At 39.3% G+C, this 18321-nt stretch carries 23 protein-coding genes, 7 tRNA genes and 1 pseudogene; 26 read left to right on the top strand and 5 right to left on the bottom strand.

Annotated elements, in window-relative coordinates; genetic code table 11:
- Positions 1–9 precede the first annotated feature (9 nt).
- Positions 10–123 carry a cortex morphogenetic protein CmpA gene (cmpA, locus tag ABK447_RS18220; RefSeq protein ID WP_094031523.1) on the bottom strand — a complete coding sequence of 38 codons (114 nt, stop codon included), beginning with the start codon at positions 121–123 and terminating at the stop codon, positions 10–12.
- A gap of 99 nt (positions 124–222) precedes the next feature.
- Here cmpA and ABK447_RS18215 point away from each other — a divergent pair, with 99 nt between their 5' ends.
- From ABK447_RS18215 to ABK447_RS18180, 8 genes are all read left to right on the top strand, one after another.
- Positions 223–672 (top strand): SprT family protein, encoded by a 450-nt coding sequence (locus ABK447_RS18215; RefSeq protein WP_029326211.1) that lies wholly within the window; start codon positions 223–225, stop codon positions 670–672.
- Positions 673–807: 135 nt separating this feature from the next.
- Positions 808–882 (top strand) — tRNA-Asn (locus ABK447_RS18210).
- Positions 883–885: 3 nt separating this feature from the next.
- A tRNA-Ser gene (locus tag ABK447_RS18205) sits at positions 886–976 on the top strand.
- Between the two features lie 19 nt (positions 977–995).
- Positions 996–1070, top strand: a tRNA-Glu gene (locus ABK447_RS18200).
- An 11-nt stretch (positions 1071–1081) separates the two neighbouring features.
- Positions 1082–1156, top strand: a tRNA-Gln gene (locus ABK447_RS18195).
- 33 nt (positions 1157–1189) lie between these two features.
- Positions 1190–1265: transfer RNA gene (locus ABK447_RS18190), tRNA-Lys, on the top strand.
- A gap of 8 nt (positions 1266–1273) precedes the next feature.
- Positions 1274–1355 (top strand) — tRNA-Leu (locus ABK447_RS18185).
- A gap of 68 nt (positions 1356–1423) precedes the next feature.
- A tRNA-Leu gene (locus ABK447_RS18180) sits at positions 1424–1507 on the top strand.
- Positions 1508–1606: 99 nt separating this feature from the next.
- On the opposite strand, the gene ABK447_RS18175 is transcribed toward ABK447_RS18180, so the two are convergent.
- From ABK447_RS18175 to ABK447_RS18165, 3 genes are read right to left on the bottom strand one after another with little or no spacing between them, the layout of a single operon-like run.
- Entirely contained in the window at positions 1607–2713 is a 1107-nt protein-coding gene (locus ABK447_RS18175) for a site-specific integrase (protein WP_077392008.1), read from the bottom strand.
- A gap of 11 nt (positions 2714–2724) precedes the next feature.
- A complete protein-coding gene (locus ABK447_RS18170) occupies positions 2725–3240 on the bottom strand; it encodes an ImmA/IrrE family metallo-endopeptidase (protein ID WP_060560261.1) in 516 nt (171 codons plus the stop codon).
- 20 nt (positions 3241–3260) lie between these two features.
- Positions 3261–3641: a helix-turn-helix domain-containing protein gene (locus tag ABK447_RS18165; RefSeq protein ID WP_060560259.1), complete on the bottom strand. Its 381-nt coding sequence runs from the start codon at positions 3639–3641 to the stop codon at positions 3261–3263.
- Positions 3642–3796: 155 nt separating this feature from the next.
- Here ABK447_RS18165 and ABK447_RS18160 point away from each other — a divergent pair, with 155 nt between their 5' ends.
- From ABK447_RS18160 to helP, 5 genes and pseudogenes are all read left to right on the top strand, one after another.
- Positions 3797–4027 carry a hypothetical protein gene (locus ABK447_RS18160; protein ID WP_060560257.1) on the top strand — a complete coding sequence of 77 codons (231 nt, stop codon included), beginning with the start codon at positions 3797–3799 and terminating at the stop codon, positions 4025–4027.
- The gene (locus ABK447_RS18155) at positions 3993–4244 is read left to right on the top strand and encodes a hypothetical protein (RefSeq protein WP_150941010.1); all 252 of its coding nucleotides are present in this window, start codon (positions 3993–3995) and stop codon (positions 4242–4244) included. Before ABK447_RS18160 ends, ABK447_RS18155 begins: the two co-directional genes overlap by 35 nt.
- A gap of 50 nt (positions 4245–4294) precedes the next feature.
- Positions 4295–4555: a hypothetical protein gene (locus tag ABK447_RS18150; RefSeq protein ID WP_077392005.1), complete on the top strand. Its 261-nt coding sequence runs from the start codon at positions 4295–4297 to the stop codon at positions 4553–4555.
- A gap of 207 nt (positions 4556–4762) precedes the next feature.
- Positions 4763–4851 (top strand): annotated as a pseudogene (locus ABK447_RS20960) (hypothetical protein); the annotation flags it as partial.
- A gap of 63 nt (positions 4852–4914) precedes the next feature.
- Positions 4915–5295, top strand: a complete 381-nt coding sequence (gene helP, locus ABK447_RS18145) for a helicase processivity factor HelP (protein ID WP_077392004.1) — start codon at positions 4915–4917, stop codon at positions 5293–5295.
- 56 nt (positions 5296–5351) lie between these two features.
- Here helP and ABK447_RS18140 read toward each other — a convergent pair whose 3' ends face one another.
- The gene (locus tag ABK447_RS18140; protein WP_077392003.1) at positions 5352–5906 is read right to left on the bottom strand and encodes a hypothetical protein; all 555 of its coding nucleotides are present in this window, start codon (positions 5904–5906) and stop codon (positions 5352–5354) included.
- Positions 5907–6296: 390 nt separating this feature from the next.
- Here ABK447_RS18140 and ABK447_RS18135 point away from each other — a divergent pair, with 390 nt between their 5' ends.
- The 13 genes from ABK447_RS18135 to ABK447_RS18075 all read left to right on the top strand — a co-directional run bounded on the left by ABK447_RS18135 (position 6297) and on the right by ABK447_RS18075 (position 18320).
- The gene (locus ABK447_RS18135) at positions 6297–7718 is read left to right on the top strand and encodes a DNA translocase FtsK (protein WP_100001222.1); all 1422 of its coding nucleotides are present in this window, start codon (positions 6297–6299) and stop codon (positions 7716–7718) included.
- On the top strand, positions 7711–8769 hold the full coding sequence (locus tag ABK447_RS18130; RefSeq protein WP_100001224.1) for a replication initiation factor domain-containing protein: 1059 nt from the start codon (positions 7711–7713) through the stop codon (positions 8767–8769). Before ABK447_RS18135 ends, ABK447_RS18130 begins: the two co-directional genes overlap by 8 nt.
- 546 nt (positions 8770–9315) lie before the next feature.
- Positions 9316–9582: a DUF3850 domain-containing protein gene (locus ABK447_RS18125; RefSeq protein ID WP_232528646.1), complete on the top strand. Its 267-nt coding sequence runs from the start codon at positions 9316–9318 to the stop codon at positions 9580–9582.
- A 24-nt stretch (positions 9583–9606) separates the two neighbouring features.
- Positions 9607–9879 carry a hypothetical protein gene (locus ABK447_RS18120; protein WP_047936384.1) on the top strand — a complete coding sequence of 91 codons (273 nt, stop codon included), beginning with the start codon at positions 9607–9609 and terminating at the stop codon, positions 9877–9879.
- Between the two features lie 5 nt (positions 9880–9884).
- The gene (locus ABK447_RS18115; protein ID WP_071347250.1) at positions 9885–10181 is read left to right on the top strand and encodes a hypothetical protein; all 297 of its coding nucleotides are present in this window, start codon (positions 9885–9887) and stop codon (positions 10179–10181) included.
- A complete protein-coding gene (locus tag ABK447_RS18110; protein ID WP_189318802.1) occupies positions 10178–10333 on the top strand; it encodes a hypothetical protein in 156 nt (51 codons plus the stop codon). The genes ABK447_RS18115 and ABK447_RS18110 overlap by 4 nt, the downstream gene beginning before the upstream one ends.
- Before the next feature lie 12 nt (positions 10334–10345).
- Positions 10346–11410 (top strand): conjugal transfer protein, encoded by a 1065-nt coding sequence (locus tag ABK447_RS18105; RefSeq protein WP_100001229.1) that lies wholly within the window; start codon positions 10346–10348, stop codon positions 11408–11410.
- Positions 11411–11425: 15 nt separating this feature from the next.
- Complete coding sequence (locus tag ABK447_RS18100; protein WP_100001232.1) at positions 11426–11674, top strand: hypothetical protein; 249 nt, start codon at positions 11426–11428, stop codon at positions 11672–11674.
- An 11-nt stretch (positions 11675–11685) separates the two neighbouring features.
- Entirely contained in the window at positions 11686–12210 is a 525-nt protein-coding gene (locus ABK447_RS18095; RefSeq protein WP_100001234.1) for a conjugal transfer protein, read from the top strand.
- Positions 12098–14593: an ATP-binding protein gene (locus ABK447_RS18090; protein WP_157774446.1), complete on the top strand. Its 2496-nt coding sequence runs from the start codon at positions 12098–12100 to the stop codon at positions 14591–14593. Before ABK447_RS18095 ends, ABK447_RS18090 begins: the two co-directional genes overlap by 113 nt.
- A 13-nt stretch (positions 14594–14606) precedes the next feature.
- A complete protein-coding gene (locus ABK447_RS18085) occupies positions 14607–14933 on the top strand; it encodes a YddF family protein (RefSeq protein ID WP_017418466.1) in 327 nt (108 codons plus the stop codon).
- Positions 14934–14943: 10 nt separating this feature from the next.
- Positions 14944–17313 (top strand): CD3337/EF1877 family mobilome membrane protein, encoded by a 2370-nt coding sequence (locus ABK447_RS18080; RefSeq protein WP_221664180.1) that lies wholly within the window; start codon positions 14944–14946, stop codon positions 17311–17313.
- Positions 17310–18320 (top strand): bifunctional lytic transglycosylase/C40 family peptidase, encoded by a 1011-nt coding sequence (locus tag ABK447_RS18075; RefSeq protein WP_060560228.1) that lies wholly within the window; start codon positions 17310–17312, stop codon positions 18318–18320. The genes ABK447_RS18080 and ABK447_RS18075 overlap by 4 nt, the downstream gene beginning before the upstream one ends.
- The last annotated feature ends 1 nt before the right edge of the window (position 18321 follow it).

Genomic DNA, 18321 nt, shown 5'->3' with positions numbered 1-18321 from the left:
AAGCACTGCTTACGAGCAGTGTTTTTTTCTGTAGAAATACCAGCACTGATTCAGCAGTTTGATTTGGTAATTGTCCTTTTCTAAAAACGCTTGTTGCATTTGTTTCATCAGCCAATTCGGCATGGCTCATTCCTCCTCAGCTTTTAGTTAGAGGTCGGTTTTAACTCATTGTATGCGAACGGTGAATTGTCCCGTTCAATGTTTTTAAAGCGGGGTGCACTTATGGATAACGAACAACTTCAAAAGCTGACGGAAGACATCTCTGCACAGGATTTCGGAAAACCGTTCCGTCACCGGGCCTTTTTCAATGACCGGCTGAAAACGACAGGCGGCCGCTACATGCTGTCTTCCCATAACATCGAATTAAACCGAAAATATCTTCTCGAACACGGGCAGAGCGAGCTGGAAGGCATCATTAAACACGAGCTGTGCCATTATCATCTTCATCTTGAAGGAAAAGGGTACAAGCACAGAGACAAGGACTTCAGAGAACTGCTTCAGAAAGTCGGAGCGCCGAGATTCTGCACGCCGCTGCAAACCAAAAAGCCACAAAAGAAAACATATATGTATAGATGCGCGGCTTGCGGCCAACAGTATATAAAGAAGCGGGCAATGAACCCGGAAAGATATGCCTGTGGAAAATGCAGAGGGAAAATCAAAAGAATTTTTTAAAAAGGCTTGACTCATTTTAATGTTCTATGTTAAATTATAAAAGTCGTTGAGAGACAACGACACTTTCTTAAAAAAATAAATGTTGCTTCTTGACACAATATGTCGCATCATTTATAATAAAGAAAGTCTGATTATTCCACAGTAGCTCAGTGGTAGAGCTATCGGCTGTTAACCGATCGGTCGCAGGTTCGAATCCTGCCTGTGGAGCCATATGGAGAAGTACTCAAGTGGCTGAAGAGGCGCCCCTGCTAAGGGTGTAGGTCGCGTAAGCGGCGCGAGGGTTCAAATCCCTCCTTCTCCGCCAGATAAGTTCTCAACCAGACGGCCCGTTGGTCAAGCGGTTAAGACACCGCCCTTTCACGGCGGTAACACGGGTTCGAATCCCGTACGGGTCACCATTTACCTTCGTTGGGCTATAGCCAAGCGGTAAGGCAACGGACTTTGACTCCGTCATGCGTTGGTTCGAATCCAGCTAGCCCAGCCATTTTATTTAAAAATTTTGAATCACTTTTAGAGCGAGCCATTAGCTCAGTTGGTAGAGCATCTGACTTTTAATCAGAGGGTCGAAGGTTCGAGTCCTTCATGGCTCACCACTTGTCACGCGGGTGTGGCGGAATTGGCAGACGCGCTAGACTTAGGATCTAGTGTCTTACGACGTGGGGGTTCGAGTCCCTTCACCCGCACTTTATTTTCAAAGTGCTGATCATCATCACTAGCTTATATGCTTAGTGGAAAGACAGCTTCATAGCACGCGGTCGTGGCGGAATGGCAGACGCGCTAGGTTGAGGGCCTAGTGGGTGAATAACCCGTGGAGGTTCAAGTCCTCTCGGCCGCATCTCAATGATACCAAGGGTTTAATCACCTTTGGTATTATTTTTTTATGCTGAAAATACGGCCTTTAAAAAGGACTTGCTCACCAAAACTCACCAGTTACTTAAAGTAAGTTGTCCAAACGGTCGGCAGTTTCCTTCTGCTTATTAGGAAAAAGATGTCCATAGGTGTTCATTGTAAAGGCAACTGAACCATGTCCCAGTCGTTCTTTTATCACTAGATAATCTTCGCCTTGGTTGATAAGCAAAGCGACGTGTGAGTGTCTCAAATCATGAAAACGAATAGGTTCAATATTTCCTCTTTTACATATCTGTTTTATCTTTCTGCTGAAAATATCCTTTGTAGGCGGTCTATCTTTGTACTGAAACATATAGGATCCCTCTGTTTGTTTAATTCCTAATCCATCAAAAATTTCTTTTTGTTTTTGCTTCCACTGATCTAGCAGTGCTATAAGTTTTGAATTGATACTTATTCTGCGAATTGAGTTTTTGGTTTTTGGTGGAGTAATAATGTATTCTTGGTTGATGTACGTTATTGCTTTGTATACATTGATTTCTCTTCTGAAATTGTCTAAGTCTTTCCATTGGAGTGCTAAAATCTCACCTAAACGCATTCCTGTTAAATAATCAGTAGTATAAAACACTTTGAATATAAACTCGTTATTACTGATGAGATTAATAAATTCTTTGAATTGATCAGGAGTCCAAAACTTCATTTGTTTTTTTTCGACACTTAAATTTTTTACTTTTGCACAAGGATTCTTGATCAAAACATCTTCCACTATCCCTATATCGAAAATCTTACTTAGGATAATCATCGTATTATTTATTGTCTTGTTCTCAAGTCCTTTTTTGATAAGTAATCTTTGAAAGTCTTGAATCTCATTATGAGTTACTTTTTTTACAATGCAGTTTTCAAAATGGGGGAGGATATGTTTTTCAATCGTGTATTTTTCTATATTGAAGTAATTTGGCTTATGATGAAGCTTACATTGCTCAAGATAAATGCTAACTAACGTTGGAAAACTTACTTCCTTATAGCTGGTCAATAAACCATCACTATTTGCTTTCTTAATTGCATGGTACATTTCTTCTGCTTGTTTTTTTGTTTTTAGTGTCATTGTTTTTCTCTTGCGTTTGCCTGTAACAGGATCAAAGCCAAGGCTCACATCAATTCTATATCTTCCATCCTTTGTTTTTCTTATTGACATTCCTCTGCTCCTTACCGCTGCGTTATTAAATTAAATTCATCAAAATTAAATGATTGTGGAGGTGAGAATTTCATCTGGTCAAGCTTGTATTTAATGATAAAGGGAGGTACTTTAAAGTAAGATGCAATCTTGTTTAGCGAGCATCCTTTGAGGTTTAAGCCTGCTTCAAGAATCATCTTGTCTGTGACTAGAAGCTCAGAAGCAAAAATGTTAGCTTGCTGTTCTAATTTTTCTTCCAACATGACTGAACAATTAGATAATTTAAAAGAGTTTAATTTCTTATGGAGGAAAAAATGCCCTAATTCATGGGCAATTACAAAATTCCTGCAAGAAGCATTCTCATTAATATGAATGAGGTATTCGTCTTCATCTTCAAAATACTGAAGAAATCCATTAACGTTGCCTAGATTACCTTCTAAGCGTGAAATGTTAAGATTTTTGCATATAGTTGATACATTATTTGTTTTATGTTCTCTTATGACTTTTTGAGCTTTGTGTTTGATGCTTTTTGTTGTATAAATAACCATCACTCTTTCAATATTAATTATTATTTGTCTTTACGTTTCATTTCATTTATAAATCGGACTCCATTCTTTAAAGCCTTTTTTATTAACTCGGCTGTCTCTTCATCAATATCTCCGTCTTTCATAAAAAGAAGCGTTTCTTCATCTTTGAGTTCTTTAATGGCTTCGTTAAAAGCCTTCTCAAGATTACTGTTTTTCTTTTCAAGTTGAGGTCTGTTTAATAAATAATCAATGGACACATCAAAGAAATTTGCTATTTTATTCAAAGTTTCGCTTGTTGGTAGGATTTCATCCTTTTCAAACCTTGTTATTGAACTCTGACTTAAAAATAACTTTTCAGCAAGTTGTTTTTGGGTTAATCCTTTTTGTTTTCTTAAAGTTTTTAAATTATGACCAAAACTCATTATTTAGCCCTCATTTTTATTTTTATATTACAATTAGTCATATTTTTTTAAAAGTAAATATGCGTATTTTGCATTTTTTTGGTTGACATTATGCGCATGAGCATTTATTATAGAGTTAGTTAATGATTATACGCATTTTCTTGGGGGTGGGAAAATTGAGTGAATTCCTTACTGCAAAAGACATTCAAAGAATTTTAGGTGTGAAGCAAGCCAAAGCATATGAAATCATTAGGGTTTTAAACACTGAAATGAAGAATGACGGTTACATGGTTATTCAAGGTAAGGTCAACCGTTCAAAGTTTGAAGAAAGATATTGTTACAGAAGCAGATCACAAGAACAGGGTGTTCAAAATGAATCAATTTCAAACTCAATCATTTATGCGTAAAGCTGTGCCACTAGCCAGGAGAATGGAAGGCCATTGGACGGCACGAATGAAGATTGCTCTTAATTTGGTAATCACAGATTATTATTTAAACCTTCCTCTGACACCTGCGAATGTTACTGAGCTTCTACAAAGAGGAGTATCGTACCGGCGCATTTGTAAGAATTACGGTATCGGCAGAAAAGATCTTTCTGCACTTCAACAAAGGCTTATAGTGTGAAGTCATACACCACTATCGGTATTGTTGGAAAAATTGAGAGGGGGAATGCGATGAAAGTAAAAGTGAATGCGACGATTGTTATGGATATTGAAGCCTTAGAAGCTGACAAGAATTTTGAACATTTTGCTGATTATGTGATTTCTGAATCTTATGTAGTGGAAGCACCAACTTATGATTTAGCCAATGTGGAAGTGTCAAAACAGCTTGAAGGATGGCATTGGTGGTGCATATGGTCGGTTGAACCGACAGGCAAGAAAGATAACCGAGTGTTCGTCTTGTACAATGATGAATTGTACGAAAAATGCCATTAGAAAGGATTGTGCTCTTTGAAAATTACATACAGACAAAGAAAGCGCCTTGATGATTACCATCAAGAACGCCCGCAATAAAACCTCAACAATTTTATTATAGGGCATTTTTGATGAAAAGTCATGCGTGAGTATTTGAGTGATGAACAGCAATCACTTTAAATGCTGTAGCAGGCTAGAATAAGCGTGCGGCATGGCTGTGTAATCAGCCTGATGGCTATAAATAGCCTACTAGGTCGCCATGAAGGAATTTTCCGTTAGCGACTGACAAGCGCCACGATGGAGACACCGGAGCGAATCTTTGAATATAAAATTGAAATTGAAATAACCGAATAAAAATAACGGAATGGAGATGTAAAAAAATGAATTTAAATTTTATCGTGCCAGACATCAATATGACTTTTGGAGAAATGAAGTACATGGGACTCAACAGAGAAAGATATGTGTATGATCGGGAAAATAATAAGCGTACTGACGTACTGGAATCACGAATTTATAACATTGCTAGTGCTGTTCAAGGTGGTCAAATTGAGGTAACTATTCCTGAGTATGCTGGAGCAAAAGAAATCCCTGCTTTTGCTGATGTTGAGTTGAAAAATCCTAAAATCAGCGCTATGGCAACTAGTCAAAGGGATTCAACCTTTGCCAATGTAATGTGGAAACTTGAAGCTGATGATATTGTTGTTAAGGGCAGCTCTTCTGTAAAACCTGCGGCGGCAACTGGCGGGAATGATAAGAAATAAATAAAAAACAGCGTGCTCATAGTTGAAAATGGGCACGCTATTTCTCAGAATTAAGGTTAATCTTTCTCGTCAATAATAGTTCCAAAACCAGACATGATTAAATTAACGCAATTAAGAATAGCTCCTCCTATACCGATGCAACAGAAAAGAAAAACAAACGGAGCATTCTTAAGTAAATTTAATATTAAATCTTTAAAAGGTGAAAATGATGTAACATTTGTTTGTATAAACAAAGTAATACTGAGTAGGAAAAGAGTAGTTAACTCAGAACTTTTATTATGAATTGAAGCCATATGAAATGATGGATACTCTTTTATGTCTAAACCGACTTCTCTCATTTTTCTAATATAATTTCTAGGGAAAAAATATCTCCAAATAATTCCTATCCCTGAAATAGCTGAAACGATGGTGAAAACGTAAAATACATCAGTCTGATCTATATTTTTTTCTGCAAAATAGTTAATAATTGATACTGGAATAAATTTTATAAGTGCATTAAAAAAGTGTATGAAAACTTGGGGGTGAAAGGAAGCCAAGATAATACTAAACAAAAGAAGATGGGTTAAGTAAATTGAAAATTTGAAATAAAATCCTATAAGTTTATCAAACATATAATATTCCCTTTCAAAGTTATTAATTTTGTATATTTTATCATTTTTAGAATGATTGGTAAAAGTTAAGGGGGTATGTCCATTTACTGTAAAGTGGAAGGGGTTTTAAAAATTATAAAAAAATCTCTAGAAACATTTAAAACAAAAACAACTCTCTCAATAATCATTCGTGTTGTTTTGTGGGCCGTATTTTTCGTGTTTTACGCTTGGTATCGTAAGCCTGTGGGTTGGTTGCCTTTTGATATTTTCATCACCGTTTTTCTGTCAATTTGTATATTTGCTTTGTTTGGTGGCCGGTTTCTAATTATGGACATAAGGGAGTTGTGGCGTGAGAAAAAGAGGGATAAATCTAAACGTTAGGAGTGTATTATCATTTCTAGGCTTAGAACAATGCTTTGGAAGTATAGGGGGGTTCGAATCCGGCCTAGAATGAGAAACAATGTAATAATGACAGGTGCAATCATATTTGTACCTGTTTTTTTATTATCTATGTTTTTCTTCTGGGAAGATCATTTGCTCCACTTGGATGTTATGAAAACCGTAAAGCAATTTGAATGGAATGTCCCGTTGCTAATTAAAAGTGTGCTGTGCTCTCTTTTATCCGCGGCGGGAGCTGTCATCCTAGCTTATTTTCTGTTTCATGATGCGTATAAAAAGCTGTATCATAGGCAAAAAATTGCGAGGATGATCTTTTCGAATAAGTTTTATGAAAAGGAAAGCGTTCAAGTGAAAAAGCTGTTTTCGAATGACACGGCTGCTAAAGAAAAAATCACTTACTTTCCAAGAATGTATTATCGAGTCAAAGACAATCACATTTATATCCGTATAGCTATGGACATGGGCCGTTTTCAGAATCGCTTCCTAGACTTGGGAAAGGATTTGGAAAACGGCTTATTTTGTGACCTGGTGGATAAAGAAATGGAAGAAGGCTTTGTCTGCTTTAAATTGCTTTATGATGTGAAGAAAAACCGAATTTCAATAGATGACGCAGTGGCGAAAGATGGTGTCTTGCCATTAATGAAACATGTGTCGTGGAAGTTTGATAAGTTGCCGCATATGCTGATCTCCGGCGGTACAGGCGGAGGGAAAACTTATTTCATGTTAACGATCATAAAAGCGTGTGTAGGGCTTGGGGCCGATCTGAAAATCTTAGACCCGAAAAATGCCGATTTAGCCGACTTGGAAGAGGTGTTGCCGAAAAGAGTCTATTCGCAGAAAAATGGCATCCTTATGTGTTTGAGAAAGTCGGTTGATGGCATGATGGAGCGAATGGATGAAATGAAGAAAATGCCCAATTACAAGACGGGTGAAAACTATGCCTATTTAGGGTTGAAGCCTGTATTTATCTTCTTTGATGAATACGTGGCGTTCATGGATTTGCTGGACATGAAAGAGAGGAATGATGCTTTATCCTACATGAAACAATTGGTTATGTTGGGACGACAAGCTGGTTATTTTCTTGTTTTAGGGGCACAGCGTCCGGATGCAAAATATCTAGCGGACGGAATACGAGATCAGTTTAGTTTCCGTGTATCGTTAGGCTTGATGTCTGATACAGGTTACGGAATGATGTTTGGTGATGTTGACAAAGCGTTTGTGAATAAAAAAGTGACAGGGCGAGGATATGCCGATGTCGGCACAGGTTCGGTTTTAGAGTTTTACAGTCCAATTGTGCCGAAGGGGTATGATTTCATGTCATCTATTAAGGAATCGCTGGTTGGAGTCGAGGGAGCGCAGGCGACGGCAGTCGCCAGCGGCAGCGTAAGCGACCAGACGGCCAGCGGTGAGCGAAGGAGCGAAGCGAGTGAGTGAACTACAAAAACCCCCCCACGCTAACAGGGGGGTAGTAATCGTAAAAGAAAAAGAAGAAAACGCTGAAAAGCCTTTAACATCAATGGTTGACTACATTCGTGTGACTTTCAAAACGCATGATGTTGATTACATTATCGAGAACATTCTTCACTTGAACAAAGATTTCATGACAGAAAAGCCAAACGGCTTTTACGGATATGTCGGAACGTTTGAGCTGGACTTCATCAAAGTTTTTTACTCTCCGCCCGGAGATAATAGAGGTATTCTGGTCGAGTTATCGGGTCAAGGCTGTCGGCAATTTGAGTCGTTCTTAGATTGCCGGAAGAAAACATGGTTTGATTTCTTTCAAGACTGTATACAGAATGGCGGTTCATTTACTCGCCTTGATCTGGCAATTGACGATAAAAAAACATACTTTTCAATCCCGGAATTGTTGAAAAAAGCCCAAAAGGGCGAATGTATTTCACGGTTTAGGAAATCTGATTTCAATGGCTCATTCGATTTATCGGATGGTGTAACAGGCGGAACGACAATTTATTTCGGTTCAAAAAAATCAGAAGCGTACCTCTGCTTTTATGAGAAAAATTATGAACAAGCTGAAAAATACAATATCCCGTTAGAAGAATTAGGTGATTGGAATCGCTATGAATTGCGCTTAAAAAATGAACGGGCGCAAGCCGCAATTGATGCTTTGATGAAAACGAAAGACTTAACATTAGTCGCCATGCAGATCATTAATAATTATGTAAGGTTCGTTGATGCTAACGAGAAAGTCACTCGTGAGCATTGGAAAACGAGCCTTTTTTGGTCTGAATTTATAGGTGATGTAGGGAAACTTCAACTGTACATGAAGCCGCAAAGAGACTTTTACCAGAAAACAAGGAATTGGCTGAAAAACTCATGTTCCCCCACCATGAAAATGGTGTTGGAAGCTGACCAACATTTGGGACGTAATGACCTCTCGGACATGATTATGGAAGCCGAGCTGTCAGAGAAACAAGAAAAGATGCTGGATGTGTTTCTTGCTGAAGTGAGGGACATGGTCGTTTAAAGGTTTAAATAGACTGCTATCGCTCTTAAACACAGGTGATGCGATTAAACGTATGTGTCAACGGTACCGGAACGAAGTGAGGATAAGGAGTTGACATATTCAGCGCCACCAAAACCCTCTTGGCATTGAACAAACAACCGTTTGTTCCTGCCTACCGGCGAGGGAGTCCCCCGATGATTCGGGGGAATAGGGGGATAGATTATTAGCGATCCAACGGGCTAACGTTGGTGGGTTTGGGCAAAGCCCAATAAAGGAGAGGTGTTGGATGGTAAATGTAAACCTTCTTAATCCGGATTTGCTGGAAAGGTAATTAGAGTCAATTGGCCATTTAGATTTGTTTGATGAAATTGTTGAACAAATGAAAGAAGTCGCTCTTTATGAAGAATCATTTATTGTTCAGGTAACTGCTGAGGTGAATGGTTTTACCAGAAGGTATATGCAATGTTTTCGATTGTCGAGGAAGATGAATTAGAAGAGCAGCACGAAAAAGATGTTCATTTTGAAGTTATTGGCTATTCCAAACCAGTTGCGCAGTAAAGTGAAGGGATGTGTTCTTTCGTGATCGTTCATCATCTAAAGATACTTCCGGAAGAGTTTGAAGCTATTTCTAAAGGGGCTACAGAGGTTACAGTCAGCGAAAATATTTATAAGGCCCAAGATGTTTTGTGCCTCCATGAATGGAAGGGTGAGTGTACGAAGCGATTTATAGAAGTGCTAGTTTTGAATAGGCGTCAGTCATTGACTCCTGGTCTTATAGTGTTAAGGGTCGAAAAAATCAAGGAAGGAGAAAATAATAGCGTCTTATTCAAATAATTCATGCATGAGGGAGGAATAAAGGTGAATAACGTCAATCTTCTCAATCGGGCGGCTTTGGAAAGTGCATTGGAGGCACTTGGATGTGTGCATGATGCTGAAAGTATAGTAGAGAAAATGCAGGACTACGTCATTTATTACACAAGAGAAGCTGAACGATTTTTAGTTGAAATCTTAACTGTTGTAGAGAATTACACAAGGAAGCTGTTTGTAATGTTCAACATCTTAGAAGATGAAGATGGTGAAACAGAAGAAAAAAACGTGGAATTTGAAAGTGCTCACTTAGATAAGGGGTGAGCAGTATGTCTGCTGTTGACGATCAATTCAGAAGCTTGGGGTTTAATGTAGGCATCCCGTCGCTGGTTTTTGTAAGGAGTCTAAGCAGAGATTGTATGTTGGTTGTGGAAGGTCAAAGGGTCAAAGGTTTTTCTGAGTACAGATACACCTTTTATAAAACGAGGTATCTGCCGGATGGACGTATGACAAGTGTAAAAGTTTATATAGAGAATCAAGCCATAAAAAGGGTGTTACTTCGTGTAGCATCCTTTTTATCATTCTTGGAAAGTACAAAACAAATAAAGAGTGGGGGTACAAAATGAAAGAGGTTTTGAAGGTCTGCGAGATTAATGGAAAACCTTTCACCGTGCTTGTGAGTGAAGCCAATGAGCCGAACTGTGAAAAAATTGCCCGTTCAGTTTTGAGACTTACTCAAAAAATGAGATGTCCTGTAAATGACGAAGGCACAGCTTAAAGGGGTGAAAAGATGCTTCAAAAGGAAAATGAAAACGAGAAAAAAGAAGAATCATTTTTTAAGGCTGCTATCCAAAAAATGAAACAAGTCCGTCGGCCTGAGAAAACAAATACAAAAGTGCCGCGAGATCGTACCCGACTGGTCGCAGGGACGTTGTGGACGTGTGTAGGAGCGTTACTTCTCTTTTGTATCCTGTCTGTTTTGTTGTCTGTTAATACCCGATCTGCTGTGAATGATATAAGGAATCAATCCAGTAAGCCTGCTGAAAGCGAAAAACAGAAAATGTCTACAACGGCGGCTGAAAATTTTCTGTCAGGCTTCATTAATGAATATATCAACGTGAAAAATGATCAAGACGCCATCGATGAACGAAAAAAGAATCTTGAAAGTTTCATGGTGAAACAGACACAAACGAGCTTTGAAGATGGCGAACGTTTTGATATGGATGGCTTTAAGGGTGATCGTCAGCTAAATGATTACAGCTTGTATAACGTGAAAGAAGGTGATAAAGGGAAGCTTTTTCAGTACAAAGTGACATATACGAATCTCTTTCCAGTGGAAAAAGAAGTCGAGAAAAAAGTAAAGGATGGGAAAAAGGAAAAGAAAGTGAAGGAGAAAGTCACAGAAAATGAAAAAGCTGAAAAACAAGTGCTGTTAAATATTCCTGTAGTCAATAAAGGCGATGCATTTGCCGTCTCTGCTGTCCCATACTTCACTGAGATATACGACTTAAAGGGCAATGTATCAGCTTCAGAGAAGGAAGAAACGAGGGATGAATACGCAGGAGATAAAAAGGAAGCGATTGAGTCATTTCTTACATCTTTCTTTGAAAAATATGCTTCTGAAAAACAAGAGGAAATGGTGTATATGATGAAAAAGCCGGAAGCGCTTCAAGGAAGCCTTGCATTCGGTGAAGTGAAAAACGCTAAAATCTTCGGGACGAAAAAAGGTTTCGAGGTTATTTGTGCTGTCCAATTTAAAGAAAAAGAAAACGAGATACCTGTCAATGAAAGCTTTACGCTCGAATTAACAGAGAACAGCGGTCAATTTTATGTGAATGAATTAAAACACAATTAGAAAGGGGAAAACAAAATGGATTTATTCAACCATTTGATTATGGGGGCTGGCCTCCCTACTCTTAGCGGGGTTAAAGGCTGGGTGTTGGATATTGTCACACAGTTCATTGTGATTGTTGTCGTGGCTTTGTCTGCTAAGCACTTCGTGAAATTGAAAATAGGCGGAATTGTGGCGGCTTGTGTTCTCGGAAGTGCTGTTACATGGATTATTCATCACTGGTCGCAGTTCTCCGGCTGGGTTGACGCACTCATGAACAAATTGTAAGGAGTGATGATGTGGGGCGTCTAGTTTTTAATTATCGGAAGGCAATGCGGGAGCCAAAAAAAATTCAACAGCTTACCGAGAATTTTTCATTGCCGTTTGCTATTGAGTTGATACCTGCAATCAACTACTTTATTTTTGTGGGTCTATGCTTTGGTTTTTGGTACGGCGTGAGGATGATTTTTCCTCACGCTTTTGAAAATACATTCTTTATTGTGATTTTTGGTACTCCGGTATTTTTAACCATACTTGTAACGAAAATTAAACCGGAAGGAAAAAATATCTATCTGTATTTCTTTGACTTCGCGAAATACTATTTTCTGATTAAGCTTCCTGAAAAGAAGTTTTGTCATGACCGCAAGGTGGATTTAAGTAATGAGAAGCAAATTGAGTTCCGAAAATTAGTAGAGGTGGTGGGAAAATCGAATGAAATTAAAAACACCGATGAAAGCCATACACAAGAACCTGTTATTGACAAGAGCGGGAGACGTTTGGGCGTATTACCGAATAAAAAGCAGTTCCATCCCAATGCAGAATAAAGAAAAAGTCGAGAATTATAAGCAAAAATGGAAACACTTATTCGAAGAAATTACATCATATGATGACTTTCATTTAATGATGTATCCAAGTGAATATGAGTTAGAAAAACGATTTGAGGATTTAGAATCTGATCTTGCCGCAGATGCTTTGGATGTGGCTCGTTATTACAATGAAGAAACGGTAAGACTCTTGGAACAGCGTTTAGGGCGGCTTACCAAGTATGATTTTATCTTCGGTATTAAATTGAAAAACAGCCTTGTTAACATCAGTGGTGAAATGAAAGATAATGTATTGTCATTGTTCAATACGGCGACTGATACAGTCGTCAAAATGTTGGGGTGGGAACAAAATGTTCCGACCTCCTTTTTTTATAAGTATGAAGAGGTTGAAGAGACATTAGCCAATGTAATGGCGTCAATTCGGGGTGAACGGCTCACGAAGCAGGAAATGACGTATATGAATCGTTATCATTTTGTGCGTGGCTTAAAGCATCGAATCGAAGAAGAAAGCGAGATTAGAAACGTCAGATCAATTACGAATACACTTATTGACCCTACACATCCTTCCGTATTACATCTCCATAGTGATCAAGATGAAGGCTTCACCTCTTTTGTTGTCGTTGATGAATTTTTGCACAACATGTCTGAAAGTGATTTGTTTTATGAAGCGCAGGCTCTTCCGTTTCCAGTAGAAGTACAGATTAAGGCGCAGACAGAATCGAAGTCTATTACTAAACCAGCCTTAAATATTAAGAAACAACAATTGAAAGAGGAACAGCGTGAACAGCATAGCACAGGTGACCGCAGTGATGTTTCAACTGTGACCAGTGCGACGATGGTGCGGCATCTGCAAGATGAAATTAAGAAAGAAGAAGTGTACTTGATGAACTGGCTGGCCGTCATCGTGGTTCATGGCAAAGACAAAAAGGACTGTACCCAAAAGGCTACGATTGTTAGGCGTCATTTAAAAGGGGCAGGCATCACATGCAGACTTCCTGTGGCGGATCAATTGAAACTGTTTTATAAGATGCTGCCCGGCGAAAGGTTAGATATGACGGATAAAAACTGGATTCAAAAAACAACACAAGATGGGCTGGCTGAAGGTTTGTTTGCGGTTAACTCTGATATAGGTTCAAAAATAGGATTCTTTCTTGCTTGGGTTGATCGTTTTATAGAGCATACCGATTTGGAAAGCGCCATTTTATCAAGTCGTGATTTTGTCTTGTTTCACCCTTTCCTAGCGAACCAACAGTTAAAGGGGTCGAAGACACGTTCACCTCATTGTCTGATTACAGGAGACACAGGGAACGGAAAGTCTTATCTCGCAAAATTGATTTTTAACTATATCAGCATGCTGAACGTTAAGGCGCTTTATATTGACCCCAAAAAAGAAATGAGGAAATGGATACGCCGAGTTTTAAACGATCAAGAAATCAGAGGAAAGTTCCCTATGTATATCGCTCATTTAGAAAAATACAACTATATTACGTTAGATCATGAGGACAAAGGAAACTGGGGCGCATTAGACCCGATTTCCTTCCTCCCGCCTATGAAAGCGAAAGACCTCGTTCAAGTCATCTTTGAGCAAGTCTATGACTTTAAAGGAAAAGACGATGTGAATACGGCGTTTCTACGTGCGACATCAAATGTCATTGAGATGAAACAAAAAGGGGAACAAGTTGGCTCCCTTCATATCGTGAAGGAAATGCAGAATCATCCGGAAGAAGCCGTGCGAAAAGCAGGCGATTATTTAAATGAAGTTGTGGCGGACTCCATCCTGAAATTATGCATTCATGATGGATCGAATCCGGCTCTTTCACTCGAAGAAAGAATCACGATTTTAGAAGTTGAAAATATGGATTTGCCGGAGCACTCTGAGCGATTAGAGAACTATACAACCTCACAATTAAAATCAAGTGCCGTCATGTTTGCACTCGGTAAATTCTGTGAGCTGTTTGGAATGAATCCAGATGAACAGACTGTTGAATTTATAGATGAAGCATGGATATTTACAACGTCACAACAAGGGAAAAAAGTCGAACGTCAAATGCGGCGTATAGGTCGCTCTTATAATAACGCTGAGTATTTTATCTCACAGTCTACAAAAGACGCATTGAAAGAAGAGGACAACGGTAACTTTGGTGTTGCTTTCGCTTTTGATGAACCGAACGAACGTGAAGACGTGTTGAAGTGGATGAACATGGAGGTCACAAAAGAAAATCTGAAAATGATGGAATCCATGTTTCAGGGACAATGTCTCTTTAAAGATTATTATGGCCGTACTGCCAAAATATCAATTGAATGTCTGTTTGAAGAATGGGAAGGCGCATTGAAAACAGTTGAGAAAAAAGCTGTCGCATACGCCGAGGAAAAATATTTATAAAGGGGATGGAGAAATGGAGGTTGCGCTCTTAAATTCTTTGGTTCTGACCAGCCCGGGCTGTTATAAGGCTGACAAAATTACGATACAGGAAGTTCATGATGTACTGAGGTGTTACGGTTGGCGTTATAAAAGCTTTATCGGGCACAGGTCGACGGCTCTATTTATGCAAGCGCTGCTAGGAATTAGAGTGGAGCATAATCGTAAAATATTCAGGCACATGAGGTATCAAAAAGCAATTTGTTTTAAACTGTATGATCGGTTTCCTGAATGGAAGGTGCTGACCGAAAGGGATTTAGCGAATGCAAATTATCAGTTTTATTTACTGACAAGGCTGGATTAGGAGGAACGACATGAAAAAGAAAAAAATTCTTATAGTGTCAGCTGTCATTTTGCTGTTTCTCACCATCATAACAGCAGTGTCTACCATTGCGGCGGATGGAGACACAACCACACAGCCCAAAATCGAAAAGTCAGGAGGCGTTGAACTAGAGTCTAAACGATTTCCGATTTCTCGCTATCAAGCGAACAATGAAGCATCTGATGAAATGCTCAAAGGTCCATTTGTAGGGATGACAAATGTGACGTTTTCTTTTGCAGGGAATATCGTTCGTGTGGTCGATGCTGGTATGGATATTATGTATAACCTTAAACCGATAGATAAATTTGCAGACAGCATCACGAATGTATCGAAAACGGTATATAAGTCGCTGAAAAAGAATTTTGGGGAAGCGCTTTTTATCTTTGTAGGCGGTTATATTGTGTACCTTTTCTTTGTAAGAGGAAGTGCAAAGGATGCTATGAGGCGTAGCATTCTTTTTATTGTTGTGCTGGTCATTGGGGGCTTATGGGTATCAAACTCCGGTTATTACATGAAGGGATTAAATGCCCTTTCTGTTGAGTTGCAAGGGAAGCTGTTGAAAGCAGGAAACGGGCTGATTGGAATAGTAGAAAATGAGGGGGTTTATGCTGACGCATCAAAAATAGAAAAAGGTAAGGAAATGGAAGGTACAGTTGCTGTAATGCGTAATGTGTATTTTGACATTGCCTTAAAAAAACCGTACCTGATTGTAAACTATGATCAAACAAGTGCGGCTAAAATTAATGAGAAAGGAGACAGCAAAGAAGAATTAAGTCGTATTGATAAGCTGTTGTCCTATAAGTTGTCTGATGAAGGTCAAAAGGAAAAACAGAAATATATAGAGAAAATCGAAATAAAAAAATATAACAATGACACAATGACTTCGGGGAATGTGTTTAATCAGTTGGGGGAATCGGTTATAGCTGTTGTTTCGGCAATAGCAATTGGAATCCCTTTTCTTGCATTGGCGTTCCTCAGTTTCCTATTACAGATTATCGCTTTAGCGATTGTATTTTTTATTCCGTTTGCTTTTATTATTGCTTATGTCCCGCAACTTGCTATGTCAGGTTTTGTTGCTTTAGGACGTTTGCTAAGCATTTATCTTTTAAAAGCAATGTTGAGCATTTTAATACTTTTTGTATATGTCCTCTGTTTCATGGTTGATACACTCGTCCCTCCTAATGGATTTGGAATGTACCTGTTAAATACGGTTGTATTGGCGGCTGTAATGTGGATTGCAATTAAGAAGAGAGATTCGATTGTTCAATTTGTGACTGCCGGAAAAGTTGTATCTATCGATAATAACATGGTAGACAACATGAGAAAGGAATATGTACAGCCTTCTTGGGAAGCTGCAAAAAAAGGTGCAGGCAGACTATCTGGGGCAATTGGACAAATTGGAAAGGTATTTGGCAACAGAAAAGGAAAAGGCGGATTCGAAGATCAAGAATCGCCATCTTCTGAGGGAGCGAGTGCAGGTGGAAGCAGTCCGGGGATGGTGACTGTATTCAACAAGGGAGCTATTTCGAGGACGCCGCAACAAAATGAAAAAGCATCTGTAGCCCCACCATCTGATCAAGAGAGAAAGGCACTTGAAAGAAAACCGCAAAACATGAGAAAAGAACAGCCTAGATTAACGCCGAGTGAATTACAGAAAAAACAACAGCTTAACTCTTCTACAAGAGACTGGCGGCGAGAAGGTGTTAAAGCTCCTATGATAGATGATGTTTTGAAAGAAGAGCAGGAAGACGCTTATAAGCGTGCACCAATGCTTCAAGAGAAGATGGATGAAAAAGACCGGTCTGACCAAAGGCAATTTGTTGAGAATTACGATGCTGCTTCTTATGAGACGAACGGAAATCTTCATCAACAGGAAGAAGATAAAATAAAAAGAGCACCTTTACATCAAGAAACGATGACGGAAGAAGAACGAACAGACCAACAACAATTTAGTGAAAGAGAGCACCGGGCAAAGGGTTATGACCATCAGGTAGCACAAGTGCAACGGGAAAATGTTTCTCCGACTTATCAAGAGGTTCAGAAGGAAACACAATATACTCCGTATTCAGGTGTTAAGACAGAACACAAACAACCGAATCAATCAGTTATAAGACCATCTGAGACACCTTCAAAAGTCCGAACAGATGGTTTTTCTATGGAGAAAAAACAGTCTGTTTCTTCCAGCAGTGAAAATCGATTCGTAAATCGTGAAGTTCCGAAAAAGGTCGCTGAAAAGCCTGTGACGCTGAAACGTAACAGTCCAAAAGTGATGAATAAGGTGGAAACCCTTCCCCTGCAGGATATTGTGGGTCGCTCATCAGCAAAAGGCATAGATAGACTAAGAGAGGATGAAAGGATATGACAGTTTTAAGTAAGACGAAACCAAAAACAAAGCTTTGGATACTCATATGTTCAGCACCTGTCATCCTCTTCTTTCTTTTAGGGGTGGCTGTCGTCATGTTGATTTCGGGCGAACATGACATTGGTAACGATGAAATCGGGGGCGGAGATGGAGAGTTCGAAACTGTTGGCATAGCTCCGGAAGTTGAACGTTTTCGATTTGCGTTTGAAAAGTACGCTCGCCAAGAGGGCGTATATGATCAAGTGAATGTGATTATGGCGCTCACCATGCAGGAAAGTGGTGGGCGCTCTTTAGATATTATGCAAAGTTCAGAAAGCATAGGGTTGCCGCCAAATACCATCACTGACCCGGAATACTCTATTGAAGTCGGTATCAAACATTTTAAAAAGGTGTTTAAAGAAGCCGGAGGAGATGTCCGGTTAGCTTTACAATCGTATAACTTTGGCTCTGGATTTATCGGATATGTAAAGAAGCACGGCGGCAAATATACGAAAAAACTAGCTTTAGATTTCAGCCGTCTTCAAGCTATTAAGATGGGTTGGAAAAGCTACGGTGACCCGAGTTATGTTGACCATGTGATGCGTTATCTCAAAGGTTCTAATAAGGACGTCAAGCCTGTTGATGGTGCAATAGATGGCTATGAAAACATTATGAAAGAAGCTCTGAAATATGAAGGGCAACCGTATGTGTGGGGCGGTTCAAACCCGAAAAGTGGTTTCGACTGTTCAGGGCTTGTTCAATGGTCATATGCGAAGGCTGGCATTACTCTTCCAAGAACAGCACAGGAACAGCATGGAGCGACAAAAAAGATCAGTGAAAAACAGGCCGTGCCGGGTGACCTCGTGTTCTTTGGCGGCACATATGAAGGAAAGGCAATTACTCATGTTGGCATTTATGTTGGCGAAGGTCGAATGTTCAATTCAAATGACAGCGGTATTCAGTATTCTGATCTAAAATCCGGCTACTGGCGCAATCATTTAGTGTCATTTGGACGCATTAAAAATTAGG

This window comes from Bacillus sp. hwrm1, from assembly GCF_040207805.1.
GTDB classification, from domain to species: domain Bacteria; phylum Bacillota; class Bacilli; order Bacillales; family Bacillaceae; genus Bacillus; species Bacillus velezensis.
This window is presented reverse-complemented; position numbering and strand designations above follow the sequence as displayed.